17 protein-coding genes are annotated in these 20,029 nt (G+C 32.6%); 1 reads left to right on the forward strand and 16 read right to left on the reverse strand.

The window, feature by feature from the left end:
• Position 1: 1 nt before the first annotated feature.
• The 15 genes from ACO5V7_RS01940 to ACO5V7_RS02010 all read right to left on the reverse strand — a co-directional run bounded on the left by ACO5V7_RS01940 (position 2) and on the right by ACO5V7_RS02010 (position 17,956).
• Entirely contained in the window at positions 2 to 976 is a 975-nt protein-coding gene (locus ACO5V7_RS01940; protein WP_485484840.1) for a glycosyltransferase, read from the reverse strand.
• Positions 977 to 1,099: 123 nt separating this feature from the next.
• On the reverse strand, positions 1,100 to 2,569 hold the full coding sequence (locus ACO5V7_RS01945) for a lipopolysaccharide biosynthesis protein (RefSeq protein WP_485484841.1): 1,470 nt from the start codon (positions 2,567 to 2,569) through the stop codon (positions 1,100 to 1,102).
• 204 nt (positions 2,570 to 2,773) lie between these two features.
• On the reverse strand, positions 2,774 to 4,270 hold the full coding sequence (locus ACO5V7_RS01950; protein ID WP_485484842.1) for an O-antigen ligase family protein: 1,497 nt from the start codon (positions 4,268 to 4,270) through the stop codon (positions 2,774 to 2,776).
• 45 nt (positions 4,271 to 4,315) lie between these two features.
• Positions 4,316 to 5,296: a glycosyltransferase family 2 protein gene (locus tag ACO5V7_RS01955; RefSeq protein WP_485484843.1), complete on the reverse strand. Its 981-nt coding sequence runs from the start codon at positions 5,294 to 5,296 to the stop codon at positions 4,316 to 4,318.
• A gap of 2 nt (positions 5,297 to 5,298) precedes the next feature.
• On the reverse strand, positions 5,299 to 6,276 hold the full coding sequence (locus ACO5V7_RS01960) for a glycosyltransferase (RefSeq protein WP_485484844.1): 978 nt from the start codon (positions 6,274 to 6,276) through the stop codon (positions 5,299 to 5,301).
• A 22-nt stretch (positions 6,277 to 6,298) separates the two neighbouring features.
• A complete protein-coding gene (locus ACO5V7_RS01965) occupies positions 6,299 to 7,342 on the reverse strand; it encodes an LCP family glycopolymer transferase (RefSeq protein WP_485484845.1) in 1,044 nt (347 codons plus the stop codon).
• A gap of 21 nt (positions 7,343 to 7,363) precedes the next feature.
• Complete coding sequence (locus tag ACO5V7_RS01970; RefSeq protein ID WP_485484846.1) at positions 7,364 to 8,656, reverse strand: LCP family glycopolymer transferase; 1,293 nt, start codon at positions 8,654 to 8,656, stop codon at positions 7,364 to 7,366.
• Between the two features lie 68 nt (positions 8,657 to 8,724).
• A complete protein-coding gene (locus ACO5V7_RS01975; RefSeq protein WP_485484847.1) occupies positions 8,725 to 9,750 on the reverse strand; it encodes a glycosyltransferase family 2 protein in 1,026 nt (341 codons plus the stop codon).
• 59 nt (positions 9,751 to 9,809) lie between these two features.
• A complete protein-coding gene (locus ACO5V7_RS01980; RefSeq protein ID WP_485484848.1) occupies positions 9,810 to 11,615 on the reverse strand; it encodes a polysaccharide biosynthesis protein in 1,806 nt (601 codons plus the stop codon).
• 18 nt (positions 11,616 to 11,633) lie between these two features.
• Positions 11,634 to 12,851, reverse strand: coding sequence for a DegT/DnrJ/EryC1/StrS family aminotransferase (locus ACO5V7_RS01985; protein ID WP_485484849.1), 1,218 nt, complete (start codon positions 12,849 to 12,851; stop codon positions 11,634 to 11,636).
• A 15-nt stretch (positions 12,852 to 12,866) separates the two neighbouring features.
• The gene (locus tag ACO5V7_RS01990; protein WP_298645920.1) at positions 12,867 to 13,559 is read right to left on the reverse strand and encodes a sugar transferase; all 693 of its coding nucleotides are present in this window, start codon (positions 13,557 to 13,559) and stop codon (positions 12,867 to 12,869) included.
• A gap of 154 nt (positions 13,560 to 13,713) precedes the next feature.
• Positions 13,714 to 14,931, reverse strand: a complete 1,218-nt coding sequence (coaBC, locus tag ACO5V7_RS01995) for a bifunctional phosphopantothenoylcysteine decarboxylase/phosphopantothenate--cysteine ligase CoaBC (RefSeq protein ID WP_485484850.1) — start codon at positions 14,929 to 14,931, stop codon at positions 13,714 to 13,716.
• Positions 14,932 to 14,934: 3 nt separating this feature from the next.
• Positions 14,935 to 15,522 carry an ECF transporter S component gene (locus ACO5V7_RS02000; RefSeq protein ID WP_485484851.1) on the reverse strand — a complete coding sequence of 196 codons (588 nt, stop codon included), beginning with the start codon at positions 15,520 to 15,522 and terminating at the stop codon, positions 14,935 to 14,937.
• Between the two features lie 438 nt (positions 15,523 to 15,960).
• Positions 15,961 to 17,688 carry a phosphoenolpyruvate--protein phosphotransferase gene (ptsP, locus tag ACO5V7_RS02005; protein WP_485484852.1) on the reverse strand — a complete coding sequence of 576 codons (1,728 nt, stop codon included), beginning with the start codon at positions 17,686 to 17,688 and terminating at the stop codon, positions 15,961 to 15,963.
• A gap of 1 nt (position 17,689) precedes the next feature.
• Entirely contained in the window at positions 17,690 to 17,956 is a 267-nt protein-coding gene (locus ACO5V7_RS02010) for a phosphocarrier protein HPr (protein WP_039849104.1), read from the reverse strand.
• Between the two features lie 283 nt (positions 17,957 to 18,239).
• Between ACO5V7_RS02010 and ACO5V7_RS02015 the strand changes: the two genes are divergently transcribed.
• Positions 18,240 to 18,539: a DUF1827 family protein gene (locus tag ACO5V7_RS02015; protein WP_485484853.1), complete on the forward strand. Its 300-nt coding sequence runs from the start codon at positions 18,240 to 18,242 to the stop codon at positions 18,537 to 18,539.
• 96 nt (positions 18,540 to 18,635) lie between these two features.
• Here ACO5V7_RS02015 and ACO5V7_RS02020 read toward each other — a convergent pair whose 3' ends face one another.
• The gene (locus tag ACO5V7_RS02020; protein ID WP_049555020.1) at positions 18,636 to 20,018 is read right to left on the reverse strand and encodes a deoxyguanosinetriphosphate triphosphohydrolase; all 1,383 of its coding nucleotides are present in this window, start codon (positions 20,016 to 20,018) and stop codon (positions 18,636 to 18,638) included.
• Positions 20,019 to 20,029 lie beyond the last annotated feature (11 nt).

The following is a 20,029-nucleotide window of genomic DNA, read 5'->3' on the forward strand; positions in this document are numbered from 1 at the left end:
CTTACCTCAAAACTTTAGTTAATAAACTTAATATAAACTTCAATCGATATTTGATACAATAAATCAACATTCTTCTTGAAAAGCTAATTTTATTGAAATATTTGTTTTTGCTCCATTGGGGGAAAAAATCATTTAAATAGCTAAGATAGTCCTCTAATAACTGGGCATTAGGATTAATTCGAAAAACATCCATATAATTAACATAAAGTAAGTTATGAATACCCCAATATTCTAACTCAGCTTTAAAATCCTCAAATGCAAAAGAAGCACGATAATCATTCAAAACATCATTAAAGACATCAAAAATTTCTTTACGTCTATCTAAATTTGTGTTACGCATAATCGACCCATCAGTCAGATAATACTTATAAATAGATATCTTATAAGTATAAATTTGTGATGCAGCTTTTAAAATTTTTAAATTCCAGTTAAAATCTTCATATAATTTATTTGTTAAAAAATAAATTCCTTGCTGTTTTAAGAAACTTGTTTGAAACACAAAATGCCAGCTAGCTGTGTCTTGTAATAATAATTCTTTATTCTTATTTAAACTAGTTTTTAATTCTTCTTGCACACAATCATTATTAGTAATAAAACGTCCTTTACTATCAAATGTTCTGTAATTAAAGACATTAATTTCCCCTAGTTCTAGCGAAGATAAGTTTTTGAGCGAATCTTCTTCTAATTCATCATCAACATCAATCATCCAAAGATAATCCGTATCACATAGTTCAATTGATTTATTTCGTACAGACGAAAGTCCACCATTTTCTTTATCAATAATTTCAATATAATCATAAACGGAATAATCATTTAATATCTCTAAACTGTTGTCTTTTGAACCATCATTGATTGCTAAAACTGTTAATTTGAAATTTGAATTGTCAACATTACTATAAGCTTTAATGATGGAGTCTAGGCAACGTTTAATATATGGACTTCCATTGTAAATTGCTATACTAATTGTTAAGTTCATAACTTACCTCCAGAATTATATCACTTAATTCTACCGTAATATTTTTTAATTGTCTAATCTTGATTAATCAAGATTAGATAATTCTGGTTAAAAAGTACGTTCATTACAATGAACGTACTTTTTTTAACCCACAAATCTTTTTACAAATGAAAGAATCTCTTTTACATCCTCTTTATGAATAATATATGTAACAGTAGTGATAACAATAACTGCTACAATAAATACACCTATACCTAAACCAATCCATTGAAAATAACTATAAATCACAATATCTTTCATTAAATACAATAAGGAAGCAGATGTTGCAACAATCGTGGAGATAAACATTATCATTCGTTTTAACGTTGGAGTTAATATTCCTTTAATTAAATATTTATTTACGTAAAGCAAAAGATCCGTATTTCGGTATAAATAAGCTGTAATCGTTCCTAGCAAAATTCCGTATACCTTAAAAATCGGAATTAGGGCAATTGAAACAACAATATTAATTGTGGCCTCTGCCAAAGCTCTAAATTGAGTTTGCTTATAATGTCCTGCGGCAGCGACTACTGTTACTGTTGGGATTCTAATTCCCTGACAAACTACAATTATCGAAAAAAGAACAACAAATCCAAAATTGATATAATTGGCATCTGTAAAGCTAGCCGTATAGACTTGAATAAAAGGTCCTAACAATACTGTAAAACAAATATAAATAATAGAGATAATGTAAAAAGTTATAAGCTCAAATTTTCTAAAAACACTTTTTATTTTTGTTTCATCTTTACTTACTAATAAATCTCCAAAACTTGCTTGTACTCCAGAAGTGATAGAACTTATGATATTAATGACAGATAACGCTATTAAATTATAAACACCGTAAATGCTTACTTCTACTAATGAACCCGCCCCCATAAATACTGTAATTAAAAATAAATCTGTATTGTAGAGAACTACTGAAGAAATTTGATGGTACAAAACTCCCCAACGTTGTGGTAAATCTACTTTTTCTTTACTTCTACCAAATTTAAGTTGTGGATAGGTCTTTCTAAAATATAAATACACCATCAGTAATCTTGCTGCAATAACAACTGCGCCCATTGAACGAACTATCAAATAATGGACATTATTTTGAATTAAGAACAAAATAACTACGGTACTTACAATTTGAGACACTGCTTGTAGCATATCTAAAATATATATTTTTTGATCAGCAATTAAAAGTACCTTGTATTTGGAGAATAGAAAGAATTCAATCACTCCACCCGCAGATAATACAATAATTAACAATCTAACTTCTGTTATAGGAACTTGTTGTGCAACCAAATAAGGATAGAAAATAATAATTAATGTTACTAAAAGTAAATATATAAAGCCAGATTTAATAAAAAATTTCCTGCTGGAATCTAATATATCCTCAATTTTCTTATAACTCCTGTCTTGAAGTGGTGCATAAAGCATAGCTACAGATGCTGCGCTAATTCCACCTTCGACAATTGCCAAACTTGAAATAATTTGGTCAACAGCGCCTACTAATCCATTCACAGTAGAACCATATACTTCAATAAAAATATTTTTTACTAGAAAGCCACACAGCATTACAGTAAGTTGCAACAATACCCCCACGAGAATATTGACAATTGATTTTTGTGTTCGCATAATATTTACCTTTCAAAGATGTTAATCTAACCTATTATATCAGAAGACTAGCGTGAATACAGTAATCTTACTATTAAGAATTCATAAAAAAGAACATGCATCTGAACTAAACCTATTATCGGTTTTTCAAATGCATATCCATTTTTTGATGAATTTATTTTATTTTCTATCAAAACTTACATTTGTAGATAATAAATAACCTAACATAAAGTATAAGAACATTTGTTGATAGTCATTATTCACAAAAATAGAATCTAAAAAGGCGCTGGCAACAATTAAAGCAACTAATCCCATAAAAATAAAATTAATTTGGATATTATCACGAACTATTTTTCTGGAAAGATAGAAGAATGCATTAATAAACCATATTGCTAAAGCTACGAAACCAACTGCTCCAAAACTGAAGAATAAGTGAACAAAACTATTGTGAAAAGCTCTTCCCGCCTTCATTTCAGGCACATTAAGATTAGGATACCTTGACGCTGCTTGCTTTTGCATCGCTGGTCCAAAGCCAAACAATGGAGAATTCATGGAAAGATGTAATGCATCCTTCCAAATTGTGAATCGTCCATTCCCAAATTCCGTAGAAGAATCTTCCTTCGCTAGCGATGTATTCTTTTTAATTTGATTTAGATTAAGTGAAATTTCATTTAAATTATCAACATACTGCTTTAGAATCTCTTTTTCTGAGGTATCATTTAATTTTAGAAATGTATTTGTCTTATTAATGATCAAAATTTTGGTAGGATTATTTTGCTCTAGTGCAACAAAAGAAGAAAATTTAAGTGCTTGAATTAATGTCATAAAAATTAATGAAAAAGCTCCTAATTTAAAAATAGTTCTTCGTGCCAGTTTACTTTGTTCTTTGTGAAAAATCATTTTAACAATCATTAAAATAACATAGAAAATAACACTAGTATAAAATGCTAATTCTGCCCCTCTAGAATTGCTTAAGCTAAACATCGTTAATTCTACAATTATGAAAATTGAAAGACAAACTTTCTCAACCTTAGTTTTAAGCCCTACCTTATACCAAAGGAAAAATCCTAAGAATAAGAAAGTTAAACTATAGACAGCCGCATAATTCGGATCACTATAAAGTCCATATAAAAGAAGCGTAAATTTCTTTGATTCAAGTTCTACATATCTAACTCCTGCATAATAAAGTACATTATTATCACCAATAATAAATATACTAATATTAAACAAATACATAATGACCGAAGCTAAACTAATAAAGAATTTAAAAATAAATGAAGGATAAAAAATCCATTTGAATATTTGAGATTCTTTATACTTTTTCGATAATAATTGATATGCTGGCAAAAATATTACCATTACAAATATCGTAAGAGCACTAGTTTTAATAGACTCTCCCGAGATATACTGAATATTGTATAAAACGGTAGTTATTATGGCAGCAAAAAATCCTATTAGTATCAAATATACTTTATTCTTAAAAAAGTTGTACATAAATTTATAATGATACAAGGCTATCAAAATACCCCATATCATTAAAACATAGTGAAAATATTTATAAAACACAACTATGTTAGGTACAAAAAATTCTATTTTCGGCTTCAATGAAAAGAGAAAATATATACTAAAAAATATGACTGGATTTTTTAGTAGTATTTCCTTAATCCTTTCAAACATTTAATCACTCCTATTGTATTTTAATATGCTTATCAAACTAATTGTCTACTCATTTGCAATTCTGTTATTCGTTTGTTTTAAAACAAATCTATAAAGCGATTCATTTAAATTCAATAATACTAATGCCACTTTAAGCTTTTTATGAACTTTAGAAAAAATAATTTTTCTACTATTCGAACGAAAATACGATTTAATATATTTATAATCTGGTAATTTCTTATATTCTTTTACCTCCAAAATTTGGTTTAAAATGGATAAATACGCTAAGCATTTTCTCTGTTCCATTAGCTGTATATATTCAGGAAAGTTATTATGAACATATTTTTCAAGCTTATCGACAATTTCAATATAATCCATATCCTTATGAGAAAATGGTTTAGTAGTAATGCTGCCTTCTCTTATAAAATAAAAATATAATGAATCGCTAATTATGACAATTTTTTTAAGAATTTTTATCAAGTCTAAACTATAATAAGCATCCTCATATATTTTCCCTACAGAAAATTTAACTTTTCTAGCAATATCTGCTTTAATCAACTTACACCATGCTGAACCATATACTCTTTGATTTAGTAAATACTCTTCTAAATATTTTTTAGCATCCACTTCCATTTTAAATGGATTTCCATTATAAAAATCAATGGTTGTATTCTTATATACCCTTGTAACTGTACACTCAGACATATCTGCGTTTGATGTTATAATAGCGTTTAATAATTTTTCATACATCAATTCATGTACATAATCATCACTATCCACAAAACCAATATATTCACCATTTGCTTTTTCAACACCATAATTTCTAGCGTCAGAAAGTCCACCATTTGGTTTATGAAACACTTTTATTCTTTCATCTTTTTGTGCCAATTCTTCACATAGAGATCCACTCGCATCTGTAGAACCATCATTTATTAATAATATTTCAATATTTCGGTATGTTTGTTTCACTAATGTGTTCACACAATTTTCTAAATATTTTTCGACATTGTATACTGGAACAATGACACTGATTAAAGGTTCGTTCATCTCTATCTCCTATTTAGTTTTTCAATATATTTTTTTAACACTATCTTATATAACCCAATATTTATATCAATTAAAATGACACATAATTTTCTAGCTTTTGTAATATATGGGTTTCTAATTAGTTTAAATATATTAGCCTTAAAATATCGATGATACTTAGGAAAATGACTATTTCTTTTATATTCTTTTTCCTGAATGATAGCATTAAATACTGAAAGATATGCATACATTTTTCTACATTCCGCTTCTTCAAGCAATTCTGGATAGGATTCCTGAACATAAAGATAAATTTTATCAATGATTTCGGTTAAATCGAGCATTCTTTCAGAAAAAGAAGAATTAGTAATGCTACCCTCTCTCATATAGTAATTATACAAGGGGGCATCACAAATAACATACTTATTAGCAGCTTGGATTAAATCTAATGAATAAAATGTATCTTCATATAGTTTGCCCACGGGAAAAAATATTTTTTTTGCTATATCTTTTTGAATCATCTTAGTGCAAACTGATCCAAATAATTTATGCATTGTTAAATATTCTTTCAAATACTCTTTTCTATCTAAGACATCAACATATTTTTCCTGAGAAAAAAGTTGTACATGAGAGGGATAGCATATTTTCATATTACATTCTGAAACTTCTGCATTATTTTTTTTAATTATTTTATACAAAACTTCAATCATGGTTTCTTCAATATCATCATCACTGTCAACAAACGTTATATAATTGCCAGTAGCTTTGGCAACTCCGAAATTTCTAGTATCAGACAAACCGCCATTTTCTTTATGAAACACCTTTATTCTATAGTCCATCCTAGCGAACTCATGGCACAACTGAAGACTCTTATCTTTTGAGCCATCATCAATAAGCAAAATTTCTAGATTAGAATATGTTTGTTTTATTAGCGAATTTACGCATCTTTCCAGATGTTGCTCCATATTATAAACTGGAACAACTATACTAATTTTATCTTCCATATGCTCCCCCACAATAAATCATTTATGGTATTGTTAGATAATATAAGTCCTCTCTTTGTTGTAAAAGAGGATATGTTTTCACTGCTGATTTTTCAAGCAATTTCCTAATAGAGTTGCTTGTCTTCAACAACACTTCATCAGTTGCATAAGAATAGTATACTTCTTGACCTTCATTATTCTTTAATAAAAGTTGTCTTTCATCCATAAAGGCTTGACTAAGGTTTTCACTTGTTAAAGCTGGACCATAGGTATTTTTAAGAGCCATAACTTGACCAATAGGTACATCTGTTTTTACATTTTTACTAACAGCATTCATCAATTGTTCAAAATTTGTAATTGAACTAAAGCTCATTAATTTTTCTACTAATTTTTCTATAACTATTCTTTGACGTTTTTGTCGTCCGTAATCTCCATCTGGATCATCGTACCTCATACGAGCAAAACGTAAAGCACTTTCTCCATCTATTAATTCCGTTTTACCTTCAATAAAAGTACGATTTTCATAAGTAAATGTTAATGGACTAGTTACCTCAATGCCACCAACAGCATCAACGAATTCAATCAAACCTTCCATATTAATTTGTACATAAAAATCAATAGCCGTATCGAACAACTTCTCTACAGAATTAATAACCATTGTCGCTTTACCATATGCATAAGCATGATTTAATTTATCATAAATCTTAGCTCCTACAATTTCAGTATAGGTATCTCGAGGAATACTAAGTAATTGAGATTTCTTTTGAGTAGGATTAATAGTTAATAACAGCATTGTATCTGAACGTCCATCTTCTTCAGTACGTCCATAAGCTCCATTATCAATTCCTAATAATAAGACATTAATCGGTTTTGCATTTTTTATAATCTCATTTGCTTCTTGTTCAGTACGATTTCCAACACCTTGAGTAATTAAATTAATTGTATGATTGATTTTACTCGCATAATAAGTCCCTACTATGGCAATAATAGCAAAAAGAAAAATTAAAATAAAGGTAATTCGCCCTTTACGTTTTTTCTTTTGTTGACGTCTGCGACTTAATCTACTCCATTCGTTAGTTTCGTTCATATTATCTCTCCATTACTTCTTTTAAGGTTTTGGGTCAGTCGAGGGTTGTGCAGGTGCAACTACTTCTCTTGTAGTTGGTATTTCTTGCGTAGTTGGCACTTGAGTTTTCGGCAACTCTGGAACTGCAGTCACATTCGGTAACTCAGTTACAGGTGCTTCTGTTGTGTTTATAGTAGTAGGATTTTGTTTCGTAGGAGAAACTGTTGTCTCCTTCTCATTTGGTCTAATTGGAGTAACATTTGGCTCTACATATGTTTCACCTTGTTCTTCTACATCCGTATTTCTTTGTGGAGTATTTTGTTCAATATTGACTGAAGATTGAACTTCTTTTGTTTCAATATGTTTTAATACATCTATCGTTTCTAAGTCCAAAGATTTACGTAAAACATTAGAGATTCGCAATTTTTCTTGTTCTGGGATAACAAAATAATAAACACCATTTATCATTGCTCCATTTCCACTAATCGTATGAGAGTCAAAATGTTGCAATGCTTCTTTATGTGTTTGAGCTACTTGAAACAATTTTTCAACTGTAAAATTAGTTTTAACAGAGTTTTCGAGAGTTTGAAGAATCTCTTCATATTTCGTAATTGAATTTAAAGACAATAATTTTTCAACCAATTTCTGTATAATATATTGTTGACGTTTTTGACGACCAATATCGCCTTCTGGATCATCATATCGCATACGAGAATAACGAAGTGCTGCTTCACCATCTACATGGCGAATGACACCTTCCTCAAAATATTCTTCTTCATAAGTAAACGTAAGATTTGGAGTGATTTGTAATCCTCCAACAGCATCGACAAGTCCAATTAATCCATTCATATCAACAGTTACATAATAATCAATAGGTACATTCAACATGTTTTGTACACTATTAATAGAAAACTGTTCTTTCCCAAAAGCATATGCATGGTTTAATTTGTCAAAAGTTCCATAGCCAATAATTTCTGTATAAGAGTCACGTGGAATACTAACCATTGTTGTTTTCTTCTGTTTTGGATTAATTGTCACTAACAACATAGTATCAGCACGACCTACTTCAGTGTCACGTCCATATGCTCCATTATCGATTCCCAGAAGAAGTACAGAAATACTATCCATATCCGTAACTTCCTTTTCACGAAGTTGTACGGTTTCTACTTTTTTATGAATCGCATCCTCTGTTTTAGAAATTCTACTTAAGATAAATACAGTTCCTGCAACAAGTATAGAAAATAGAGCAAAAAATGTAGCAAAAATCATTTTTCTTCTTTTTCTATTTTTTCTTTGTTTTTTTCTATTTGATAATTTTTCTTCACTGACTCTCATAAACATACACTCCAATAATTATTACAATTAGTTTATTATATCATAAATCCAATAAAACGAATGATTTTTTATAGATTTTTTAACTTATCGTCATTCAGAAAATAATTTTTTTTAAAATCAAATCCAAATATCCAACCTTTAATTGTTCCAATGCCATATGCAAAATGAATTGAAATCATAATGAAAGGAATTAATAACAAAGTTGAATTAAATCTCTGCCTAGAAATTTCAAAAGCAGACAACCCAAAAACAGCAATTAAATATAACGAAAATATCGTTATTAAAGGAATAAAACTAACACCTGTTAGCATCATTAAAACTAGTAGTAAAGAAACAAATATTCCCGGTGCAAAATGAAATATTGACAAACATTCTCGACAAACATGCGAAGTCAATCCAATCCAATAGCCGTTTGCAAATTTTTGTTGAATCATCTTTGTCAATGTTGGACGAATATATTGAAAAGACTCGATTGAAGTGTCGTACCAAATTTTAAATCCATTTTTACGAATACGGTAGTGATATTCGTTATCTTCTGTACGCGTTAATTTCTCGTCAAAATAACCGACGGTATCGACTACATCACGATGATACATTCCTTGAAAAACAGAATCAACGTAACGACTGGTATCCCCTTTTCTGTAGTTAGCAATACTGCTTCCAAGTGCAGATTCTTCAACAATATGTAATGTTTTTGAAAAATTATCTTCCGCTTGGACAATCGTTGGTCTTTTGCCTCCACAAACTTTTTGCCCTGATTCAATCACTTTGACATTGGCTTCAATAAAGTTTATAGGAATTTGTGAGTGTGCATCTACTTTTAAGAAACACTCTCCCTCTGAATTTTTAAATCCTAAGTTCAATCCGGTATTCAGTGTTTTTCTTGGATTATCAAGAATCTTCACCCCATAAAATAAGTGCTCGTTTTCATTTTTAAATTGATCCATTAAGGTACGAGTATTGTCTGTAGACATCGCATTTACTAACACTACTTCAATATTTTTTAATGGATACGTTTGTTTTGTTAAACTGTCAAAAATTTCAGATAAGTAATCTTGCTCATTATAAGCACTAATATTTACGGAAACTAACATTTTTCCACCTCTTTGTATATGATAAAAGGATTGAGATAACTATCCCAATCCTTTATATTTTATTTCTTTTTATTCGCAATATCAATCAATTCATCGTGTAATTCTTGTTCAGAATAACTTTCAAAATTTTCAATGAAATTATACACACGATTAATCTTAGAATTATCCGCAATTCCGATGTGAATCTTTGGAAAGACTTGTTTTGGATTTACTTCACCTTCGTTTAGTAACTCTTCATACATCTTCTCTCCTGGTCGTAATCCTGTAAACTTAATTTCAATATCTCCTTCATTGAACCCTGAAAGACGAATTAAGTTTTTTGCTAAGTCCACAATCTTCACTGGTTGTCCCATATCTAATACGAAGATTTCTCCACCACGAGCGAGCGAACCTGCTTGAATCACTAATTGAGCTGCTTCTGGAATAGTCATAAAGTAACGAACAATTTCCGGATGCGTTACTGTAATTGGTCCACCTTCAGAAATTTGCTTCTTGAAGAGCGGAATTACTGAACCACGAGACCCTAACACATTCCCGAAACGAACCGCTACAAATTTAGTATATTCACTACGTGTTGCCATGTCTTGAACAATCATTTCACATAAACGTTTCGTAGCTCCCATGATATTTGGTGGGTTAACGGCCTTGTCTGTTGAAACCATTACGAATGCTTTCACTCGTGAATGACTTGCTGCTTCAGCTACATTTCTAGTCCCAAGAATGTTATTTTTAACTGCTTCACGAGGGTTAATTTCCATTAACGGGACGTGTTTATGAGCTGCTGCATGGTAAACCACATCAGGTTTGTATTTATCCATCACTTCAAAGATTCGTTTACGATCTTGCACATCAGCAATCACTGGTGTAATCGTGAAGTGTTGGGAGTATTTTCCAACTAATTCCATATTTAATTGATAAATACTATTTTCACCATGTCCTAAAATAATGATTTCTTTTGGTTTGAATTTTGCTACTTGACGGCAAATTTCTGAACCAATCGATCCACCAGCACCCGTTACAAGAATCTTCTTACCACGAAGTTGCTTTTCAATCATCGTTTGATCCAATTGAACAGGATCACGACCTAATAAGTCTTCAATTTCAACATTTCTTAGTTGTTGTACGTGTAAGTTCCCACTCATCACATCATCAATGTTAGGTAATATCACACATTCCGCACCTGTTTTACGAGCGACATCATACACTTCATTTAATTTCTTAATTGGAAGAGATGGCATCGCAATAACAACTTTAGTAATCCCCATCGTATCAACAATACGTTCGATATCTTTGATAGCCCCTAAAATACGAACTCCGTAAATATCTTTGCGTAATTTATCTGGGTCATCATCCACAAAGGCGATTGGGTCCATACGCATTGCAGGGTGCATCAACATTTGACGAACTAATAACGTTCCGGCTGCACCAGCTCCAACGATTAACGTTGGTTTTGCATTTTCCATCACTGTGCTATCCGCAAAAAATTCACGGAATACACGCATCGATAATCGAACTCCGCCAATGGAAATTACCAGTAATAACCAGCAAACAATTAGAAATTGCCATGTTACTTTCGTATCGAAGAAGGCTAATCCTGAAATAGTCGAAACAATCACTGTTGCCGACACACATTTTACAACTGTAATTACTTCATAGACACTTGCATATTCCCAATCTCTCCAATAAAGATTAAAGAAATAAGAAAAAACATAATAGGCTACTAAAGATAAAATCGCTGTAATGGTTAACCCATGAATATTACGGATTAATCCTTCTGTTACTAATCGAAACCCAAGAAATACTGAACCGACAACAAGTAGCGAGTCAACGATGAATAATAATAAAATCCTTAATCGATTATTCATTTTATTCTCCTCTCTAGTCTATCCAAGCTCTTCTTGAATCACTTCTAAGTAGTTTTGAATAATATAATCAACATCTTCATCACTTAATAAGCCGTGTAGTGGTAATGTCACTTCATTTTCGAAGAAGCTATAAGCATTTGGATAATCTTCCATGCGGAATCCCATATTTTGGTAAGCCGTTAATAGTGGAAGTGGCTTGTAGTGAACATTACATGAAATTCCACGTTCAGCCATTTTAATAATAATTTCGCCACGTTGATTATAGGAAGCACCTTTAATACGAGTGATATATAAATGCCGTGAAGACTGATAGTTTTCACCTTCGTGCTGTAATACTTGAATACGTGAATCAACTGCTAATCCGGCATCTAATCGTCGAACAATTTCTTTTCTACGCTCTAGTAATTGAGGGTAACGTTCTAATTGACCTAATCCAATAGCCGCCATCACATCAGCCATATTGCATTTATATCCTGGAATGACAATGTCATATTCCCAAGAACCTGGTTTAATTTTTGCTAAAGCATCTTTCGTTTGGCCATGTAATGAATATACTTGGAATTCCTTGTACATTGCTTCTGAATCCAACTCATTCGCTGGATTCCAAGTAATACATCCACCCTCAGCTGTTGTTAAATTTTTAACTGCATGGAAAGAGAATGATGCAAAGTCTGCTAATTGAGCTACGGAAACACCATCACGAGTTGTTCCAATCGCATGTGCACAGTCTGAAACGACAACAATACGATTGAAGTGACGTTGTAAGTTTGTCTTTGGCTTAAACAAGTTTCGTTTAGATTCAACCACTTCAAAAATACGACGATAATCACATGGGACACCTGCTAATTCTACAGGAATAACCACTTTTGTATTTTCAGTAATTGCTTCTGCAAGAGCATCATAATTCATTTCAAAATGATCTTCTTGAATATCCACCATTACTGGTGTTGCCCCAACGTGTTCAATAACGCTACAAGAAGCTGTATACGTAAATGCTGGAACAATCACTTCATCTCCAGGTCCAACGCCTAGTACACGTAACGCTAATTCTAAAGCAGCTGTTGCTGAGTTTAAGCACACTACTTTTTCTGTTCCCATATACTCTGCTAATTGACGTTCAAATTCTTTGGTTTTTGGGCCTGTTGTAATCCAACCAGACTTTAATACCTCGATAACATTATTAATTTCCTTTTCTGAAATATCAGGCGGTGAAAATGGAATATTTCTAACTTTCATGTTGTTCCCTCCAAGTTATTTTAAAACAGCAATCACAGTTTTTACCATAATTGCGATATCATTTTTTAAACTACATTCACTTAAATAATCAATATTGTATTGCATTTTTTCAGGTAAGATATGTTGGATGTATGCTTCATCCACACTCAACCCTTGCTCAGTCCACTTTGCAATTTTTTCAGCTTCATGTCTAAATTCAATGGCAGCCATTGAGGTAACTCCTGCCGGAAGCAAGAGCGTTGTTTGCATTTCTGGAGTATAAGCATCTACATATTTTTGAACTTCAGGTCTAGCTCCTACAAAAGACATATCTCCAATTAATACATTCAGTAGCTGAGCTACTTCATCAAGACGATAATTACGAACACGATGTCCAACCTTTGTAATACGTGGATCGTGGTCTTGTGTGACAAGCGGCCCTACTTTATCTGCATTAAGCACCATCGTCCTGAATTTAAAAATTTTAAATATCCGCCCATTTGTCGTAACGCGTTCCTGTCTATAAAACACAGGTCCACCATCTTCTAATTTGATTGCAATTGCAATGACTATAAATACAATTGATAAAGGGATAAGTAGGAACAATGAAACTACAATATCAAAAATTCGTTTTGAAATCAGATAGCCTTTTCGCTGTTGAATCTCCTTCTGTGTTTTAATTACGAGTTCATTTCGCATAAATTCTGGCAATGAAATATTCTCGTCCATAAAATCTCCTTTCATGCCTAGTTGACCTTTTCCATTATACCATATTTTCTTAAATTGCGGTAAATTTCTCTGTAAATCTAAAAATTATTTTTAGAAAAAAACAAACCAATCTAACAAGCTTGTTAAATTGGTCTATCATTCTTTTCTTTATTCACTATTGAATAACATTTGTATCCAATAAAGACTTCCAAATTCCAAGAGCCAAATCGTCTTTTGAGCACTCTGGAAGCTGGATTTGTTTTCCACTTTTTGTAATAATGGTTACTTCATGTTTATCTGCATTAAAGCCTATTAGTGAACTAGAAACATCGTTTGCAATAATTGCATCGGCTTTTTTCTTTTCTAATTTAACTTTAGCATATTCAAGTACTTTTTGAGTTTCTGCCGCAAAACCAATCACAACTTGTCCTTCTTTTTTCGAATGAGCTAGCCCCTTTAAAATATCTGGATTTTCTGCCAAATCTAGTTTTAATCCTAATTCATTGTGTTGCTTTTTAATTTTTTGTTCTGAACAATTGGCAACATAGTAATCAGAAACAGCTGCTACCATCACGGCTACATCCGTTGTTGGAAAATGAGAAGTGACTACCTCTTCCATTTCGCGAGCTGATTCTACATACGTTACCTCTACTCCAAACGGAAGTTTCAATTGTTTTGTCGTTGATACTAATTGTACCTTAGCCCCTAGAATCGATGCAGCTTTTGCGAGTGCATACCCCATCTTTCCAGAAGAGTCATTTGAAATATAGCGAACTGGATCAATTCTTTCTTTTGTTCCGCCTGCAGTGATTAATACTGACTTTCCTTTCAAAGGAGACTTACTTGTTCTTCTGCTTTCCAGAAAAGTAATTTGTTCAAAAATTTCTTCAGGTTCTGGTAAGCGTCCTTTTCCGTTATATCCTTCTGCTAAAAATCCAGAAGCTGGTTCAATGACTACTTTCCCATCTGCTTTAAGCTGTGTCACATTACGGACAGTTGCAGGATTTTCCCACATATGCTCATTCATTGCAGGAGCGATATAAATCGGAGCCGTTGTTGCTAGTAAAGTACTTGTAACGAAATTATCAGCAATTCCATTTGCCATTTTGGCAATAGTATTAGCTGTTGCAGGAACTACCACCGCCACATCTGTGTGATCCGCCAAATGAATATGTTGCACCTTGTTCGCTTCATCTTCTTCAAAGGTATCTAAATAAACTTTATTTTTGGTTAGTACTTGAAAAGTTAGAGGTGTAATAAACTCACATGCGCTTTTTGTCATCGCAACGGAAACTTCTGCCCCTTCTTTTACAAACAAACGGACAAGTTTAGCCACTTTATACGCTGCAATTCCACCAGTGATCAAGACAGTTACTCTCTTATTTTTCCACATACACTATCCTCTTTTCTTAGAAACCAATAGTAAAACAGATGCAATAATCGGTGTCATAATAGAAGCCGCTATTGCTTCTGCAATTCCATTTGACATTACAATCCCCATGAGAATCAGTGGTAATTCAGCTACTGTTTTTCCTGTTAATTCTGCATATTGTCCTGCCATCAGTAGATAAATCAAACCTAAAACCAAAATTGTATTCATCAAGCTCCCTAAAAAACCTGATAAAGCCATTCTTAATTTGTCAGAAGTAATTGTTTTATTTGTTTTATGATAAAACAAGGCAATGAGTCCTCCCATTAACAACCTTGGAAGTATTGAAATGAAAGGATTTGTAAATATCATAAAAGTTATTGCACTTCCTGAAGTAAATGCCCGTAAAAAAGAACTGAATCCCCACGAGAATCCAAGAAGAAAACCTGCTTTAGGCCCTAAAACAATTCCTCCAACAATAACGGTAATATGGATAATGGTAATATCCAAAATAAATAAGGGTAAGTTCCCTAAAAATGGTACAAAACTTTGCAAAATAATAATGGCAATAAACATCGCACTTAATACCATTTGAAAAGTTTTTTCTCTTTTCATATTGTCACCTCTAGTCTTAATGATTGTATTATACTAAGCTTTCTACTCCCAATCAACGCAAAAAAACTGAAAATAGCTTCAAAATTCATATTATTTCAGCTATTTTCAGTTTTTTTAAAATGCATTATATATAAAATCATTGACAGAAGTAAAATCCGTAAAAATACTGTATAACAAAATAGACCTAATGATAACAAAAAAAATAATTGTTCAACTAAACAGATTATCCAATTTTTGAACCCATTTTTCAATTCTTTTTTTCATTGAAAGGACCCCTTATAACCCCTATCTTTATTTTCTACTTGCAAAGTATATCACATTCCCGTGCCGATAAATATACTCTTAAAAGACTTTTAATAGATTTATTACCTTTTTATAGAATAAGTTCAATATAAAAAACACCTGAGGTTTCCCTCAGATGTTCAGGCTATCTATTTATTAGATTTTTGATAAAGCTTCTTCAACTAATGCTTCAACTTCTTGAACAGTTGCACATTCGTTAATGGCTTTAGCTGCTAATGCTTGCATTTCACTTAATGTTAATTTAGAAATCAAGCTACGTGTTTTTAGAACACTTGATGCAGACATTGAGAACTCGTCTAATCCAAGACCTACTAATAGAGGCACAGCTGTTTGATCCCCAGCCATTTCTCCACACATTCCAGCCCATTTGCCTTCTTTGTGTGCTGAATCAATAACGTGTTTGATTAACGTTAAGATTGATGGGTTATATGGTTGGTATAAGTATGAAACGCGTTCGTTCATACGGTCAGCAGCCATTGTGTATTGGATTAAGTCGTTCGTTCCGATACTGAAAAAGTCCACTTCTTTAGCGAATTGGTGAGCTAAAACTGCTGCTGCAGGAATTTCAATCATGATACCCACTTGGATATCATCGCTGACTGCAACACCTTCTGCGATTAATTTAGCTTTTTCTTCTTCTAATAATGCTTTAGCACCACGGAAATCATTTAATGTGGCAATCATTGGGAACATGATACGTAATTTACCGTATACAGAAGCACGTAATAACGCACGTAATTGTGTACGGAACATTTCAGGTTCGTTTAATGAAATACGAATTGCACGATATCCTAAGAATGGGTTCATTTCGTGTGGTAATGGTAAGTATGGTAACTCTTTATCCCCACCGATATCCATTGTACGAACGACAACAGGTTTTCCATTCATGCCTTCTAAAACAGCTTTGTAAGCTTCAAATTGATCTTCTTCTGTTGGCATTTCGTGAGAATCCATATATAAGAATTCTGTACGGTATAAACCAACACCTTCTGCACCATTGTTTACAACACCTTCTAAGTCTTTTGGTGTACCAATGTTTGCAGCCAATTCAACTTGATGGCCATCTTTAGTGTAAGTTTTTGAATCTTTTAATTTTTCCCATTCAGCTTGTTGAGCCGCAAATGCTTCCGCTTTAGCACGGTATTCAGCAACCACTTCTTCAGATGGGTTAAGGAATACATCTCCTGATAAACCATCCACGATAATGATATCTCCGTCTTTAGCAATTGAAGTCACTTCTTTAGTACCAACGATTGCTGGAATTTCTAAAGAACGCGCCATAATCGCTGAGTGAGAAGTACGTCCACCAATATCAGTAACGAAAGCTTTAACGTATTGGCGATTTAATTGAGCTGTATCGCTCGGTGTTAAATCGGCAGCTACGATAATCACTTCATCTTTGATAGTTGCTGGGCTAGGAATTTTAACGCCTAAAAGGTGAGCTAAGACACGTTTAGATACGTCACGAATGTCCGCAGCACGTTCTTGCATATAAGGGTTATCTTCCATTCCTGCAAAAATAGAAATAAACATATCTGTTACTTCTTTTAATGCAGATTCCGCATTCACTTTGTTAGATGTAATGCTATCTTTTACTTGTCCAATTAATTCTGGATCGCTTAAAACCATTAAGTGAGCATCGAATACTTGTGCTTCTTCTTCACCCAAGTTTTTTAAAGCTGTTTCCTTGATTAATTCGACATCTTTGATTGACGCTGCTAATGCATCATCCAAGCGTGAAACTTCTTTTTCTGAATCTTCTACAGTCACTTTTGTCACTGTTAAATCTGGTTCAGTCAAAGTATATACTTTGGCAATTGCAATACCATCACTAGCAGCAATCCCTTGTAATGTTGGTTTCATATTATTCAGCTAATCCTTCTTTTTTCATTGTTTCGTCAATTCCTGCTAATGCTTCTGCTTCGTCAGCACCTTCAGCAGTAATCACTACGTCAGCACCTTGGCCAACACCTAATGACATAACGCCCATGATTGATTTTAAGTTAACAGATTTTCCTTTGTATTCTAATTGGATATCTGAACTATATTTGCTTGCTGTTTGAACTAATAAAGTTGCTGGGCGAGCGTGGATTCCTGTTTCTGCGATTACATGATATTCTTTCTTTTCCATATTGAAAGTCTCCTTTGAAAGTAAATTTTGTTTTAAGAAATGTACATTCGAGAGCATGTAGTCCTCAAAAATACAACCCTTTCATTTAATAAGGTTACCATTTTTTTTCGATTTTAACAACTATTTCAATATATTTTTTAAAAGCACTTTCATCTTACTGAGAGCAAGCTATTCATCCTTTTTCAAAAAAATTAAATTTTCAAAAAAAGAGAGATGAAATAATATTAAAAACGCTGTATAATAATATTAATATTCGACATAAATAAAGGAGGCTGTGTCTAAAATGAAACTTATCGATATTACTAATTCTCACTCTCAACTTGTCAATGAACAGTTAGCTAACACGGATGCTTTCTATATCAAAATATACTCTCTTGGCCAAACAACTGTTTTCTATGCTGACGCTGCCACTCACCGTGATATTGTCATCTTAAATAAAAAAAGACGCATTAAAGATGTTGAAATTGAATTTGTCGTTCATCGTTTGTTCCATATGGAACCTGACGGCCTTGATATTATCCATGCAGATAACTTTGTTGAAATTAGTATCCCTGTGGAGAAAAAACGACCCTCATTTAATTAATGAAAGCAATCAAAAACCGCTAATGAAGCAATTTCATTAGCGGTACTCTTTTTTATATTGAGCCGAAAAAGACCATATATGGTCTTTTATGCTGATTTAGATTCCAACCATGTCTAAATAGAGGCGATGTGAATAACTATCTGTCATCCCTGAGATAAAGTCTGTTGCTAAAAGAAGACGTAAGTATAATTTTTCTACTTCACTCTTTCCTTTAGCAAAATAATGATACGAGCGTCTCTGACTTTCAGAAATGATACCAATCTTCTTCAATTCTACATAGTCTAATTGGCGATTTGTGTCATACGCAACTAAAGAAGGCACGAAACTATCTAATAAATAGGTCAACGTCGTATAGCCTGCAATTTCTAGTCTCAAAATCCCTTTATGATCATAAATTTGTTCTTCAGAAAGTTTTCGAAGGATGAAATATAAATCTTCAGCCCAAGAATTTTTGAATAAATCTTGGTTAAACGTTCCTTCCATAATTTCATCATAATGATTCACAAAATTATGACGTGCTCCATCGATTAATTTATCTCGTAAATCCACAAAGAAACGATTCACACTGAAAACTTCTTCATCGATAGTCGTTAATATTTCACGAGTATGAACGGAATGTGGTGCGTTATATGCATCATTACTCAAATTAGCTAGTAGAAATTCTCGCACATCTCTAAAAGAAATCACGCCTTTCCCAATCGCATCTTCCATATCTGCAACCAAATATGCAATGTCATCTGCTGCTTCTAAAATAAAGGTCAGTGGATGTCGATTAGTGCCTGTTCCCGTAATTTCCGTCACTGTTTTAAACGCATCTTCTTCTGAATAGAAATACCCAACTTTCTTAGAAGTTATTTCCTTTGTTTTTTTATAAGAAGAGGGGTAAGTATATTTTAAAATCGTATTTAAAGTAGCCACTGTTAAATCCAAACCTTCAAATTTTCCTTTGAAATCATGAAGTTTCGAAACAATACGTAGGGATTGAGCATTCCCTTCAAAACGATAAAAATCATTTACATATGGACTTGATAAAAACTCATCCGCAACATCACTTCGTTCTCTCAAGATATTAGGAAGATTTTTCTTAAACCATTGACGGATAATATCTTCTCCAAAATGTCCGTACGGAGGGTTTCCTAAATCATGAACTAAACTCGCACATTCAACAATTTTCAAGACATCTTCTTGTCTATCAATCATTTCTTGACGACTGCTATCAGGTTGCTTTTTAACTTCTTCCTGTAAAAGAATCACAATTTCTTTAGCCAAGGACCTCGCCACCATAGCAACTTCTAATGAGTGCGTCAGTCTCGTATGGATAAAATCAAGTCTTTCTAAAGGAAATACTTGCGTTTTATCTTGCAAACGTCTAAAAGCCGGACTCGTTACAATGCGCTTGTAATCATCATCAAATTCATTGCGATGAGTTGCTTTTTTCCCAGAAATACGTTTTGTTGATAATAATTTAGACCATTCCATACATCATACCC

It is taken from the genome of Granulicatella sp., assembly GCF_057274575.1.

Bases quoted from the DNA above. Each gene is read 5' to 3' on its own strand.
- ACO5V7_RS01940 (WP_485484840.1), bottom strand. From the start codon at position 976: ATGAACTTAACAATTAGTATAGCAATTTACAATGGAAGTCCATATATT.
- ACO5V7_RS01950 (WP_485484842.1), bottom strand. From the start codon at position 4,270: ATGTTTGAAAGGATTAAGGAAATACTACTAAAAAATCCAGTCATATTT.
- ACO5V7_RS01955 (WP_485484843.1), bottom strand. From the start codon at position 5,296: ATGAACGAACCTTTAATCAGTGTCATTGTTCCAGTATACAATGTCGAA.
- ACO5V7_RS01960 (WP_485484844.1), bottom strand. From the start codon at position 6,276: ATGGAAGATAAAATTAGTATAGTTGTTCCAGTTTATAATATGGAGCAA.
- ACO5V7_RS01965 (WP_485484845.1), bottom strand. From the start codon at position 7,342: ATGAACGAAACTAACGAATGGAGTAGATTAAGTCGCAGACGTCAACAA.
- ACO5V7_RS01970 (WP_485484846.1), bottom strand. From the start codon at position 8,656: ATGAGAGTCAGTGAAGAAAAATTATCAAATAGAAAAAAACAAAGAAAA.
- ACO5V7_RS01975 (WP_485484847.1), bottom strand. From the start codon at position 9,750: ATGTTAGTTTCCGTAAATATTAGTGCTTATAATGAGCAAGATTACTTA.
- ACO5V7_RS01980 (WP_485484848.1), bottom strand. From the start codon at position 11,615: ATGAATAATCGATTAAGGATTTTATTATTATTCATCGTTGACTCGCTA.
- ACO5V7_RS01985 (WP_485484849.1), bottom strand. From the start codon at position 12,851: ATGAAAGTTAGAAATATTCCATTTTCACCGCCTGATATTTCAGAAAAG.
- ACO5V7_RS01990 (WP_298645920.1), bottom strand. From the start codon at position 13,559: ATGGACGAGAATATTTCATTGCCAGAATTTATGCGAAATGAACTCGTA.
- coaBC (WP_485484850.1), bottom strand. From the start codon at position 14,931: ATGTGGAAAAATAAGAGAGTAACTGTCTTGATCACTGGTGGAATTGCA.
- ACO5V7_RS02000 (WP_485484851.1), bottom strand. From the start codon at position 15,522: ATGAAAAGAGAAAAAACTTTTCAAATGGTATTAAGTGCGATGTTTATT.
- ptsP (WP_485484852.1), bottom strand. From the start codon at position 17,688: ATGAAACCAACATTACAAGGGATTGCTGCTAGTGATGGTATTGCAATT.
- ACO5V7_RS02010 (WP_039849104.1), bottom strand. From the start codon at position 17,956: ATGGAAAAGAAAGAATATCATGTAATCGCAGAAACAGGAATCCACGCT.
- ACO5V7_RS02015 (WP_485484853.1), top strand. From the start codon at position 18,240: ATGAAACTTATCGATATTACTAATTCTCACTCTCAACTTGTCAATGAA.
- ACO5V7_RS02020 (WP_049555020.1), bottom strand. From the start codon at position 20,018: ATGGAATGGTCTAAATTATTATCAACAAAACGTATTTCTGGGAAAAAA.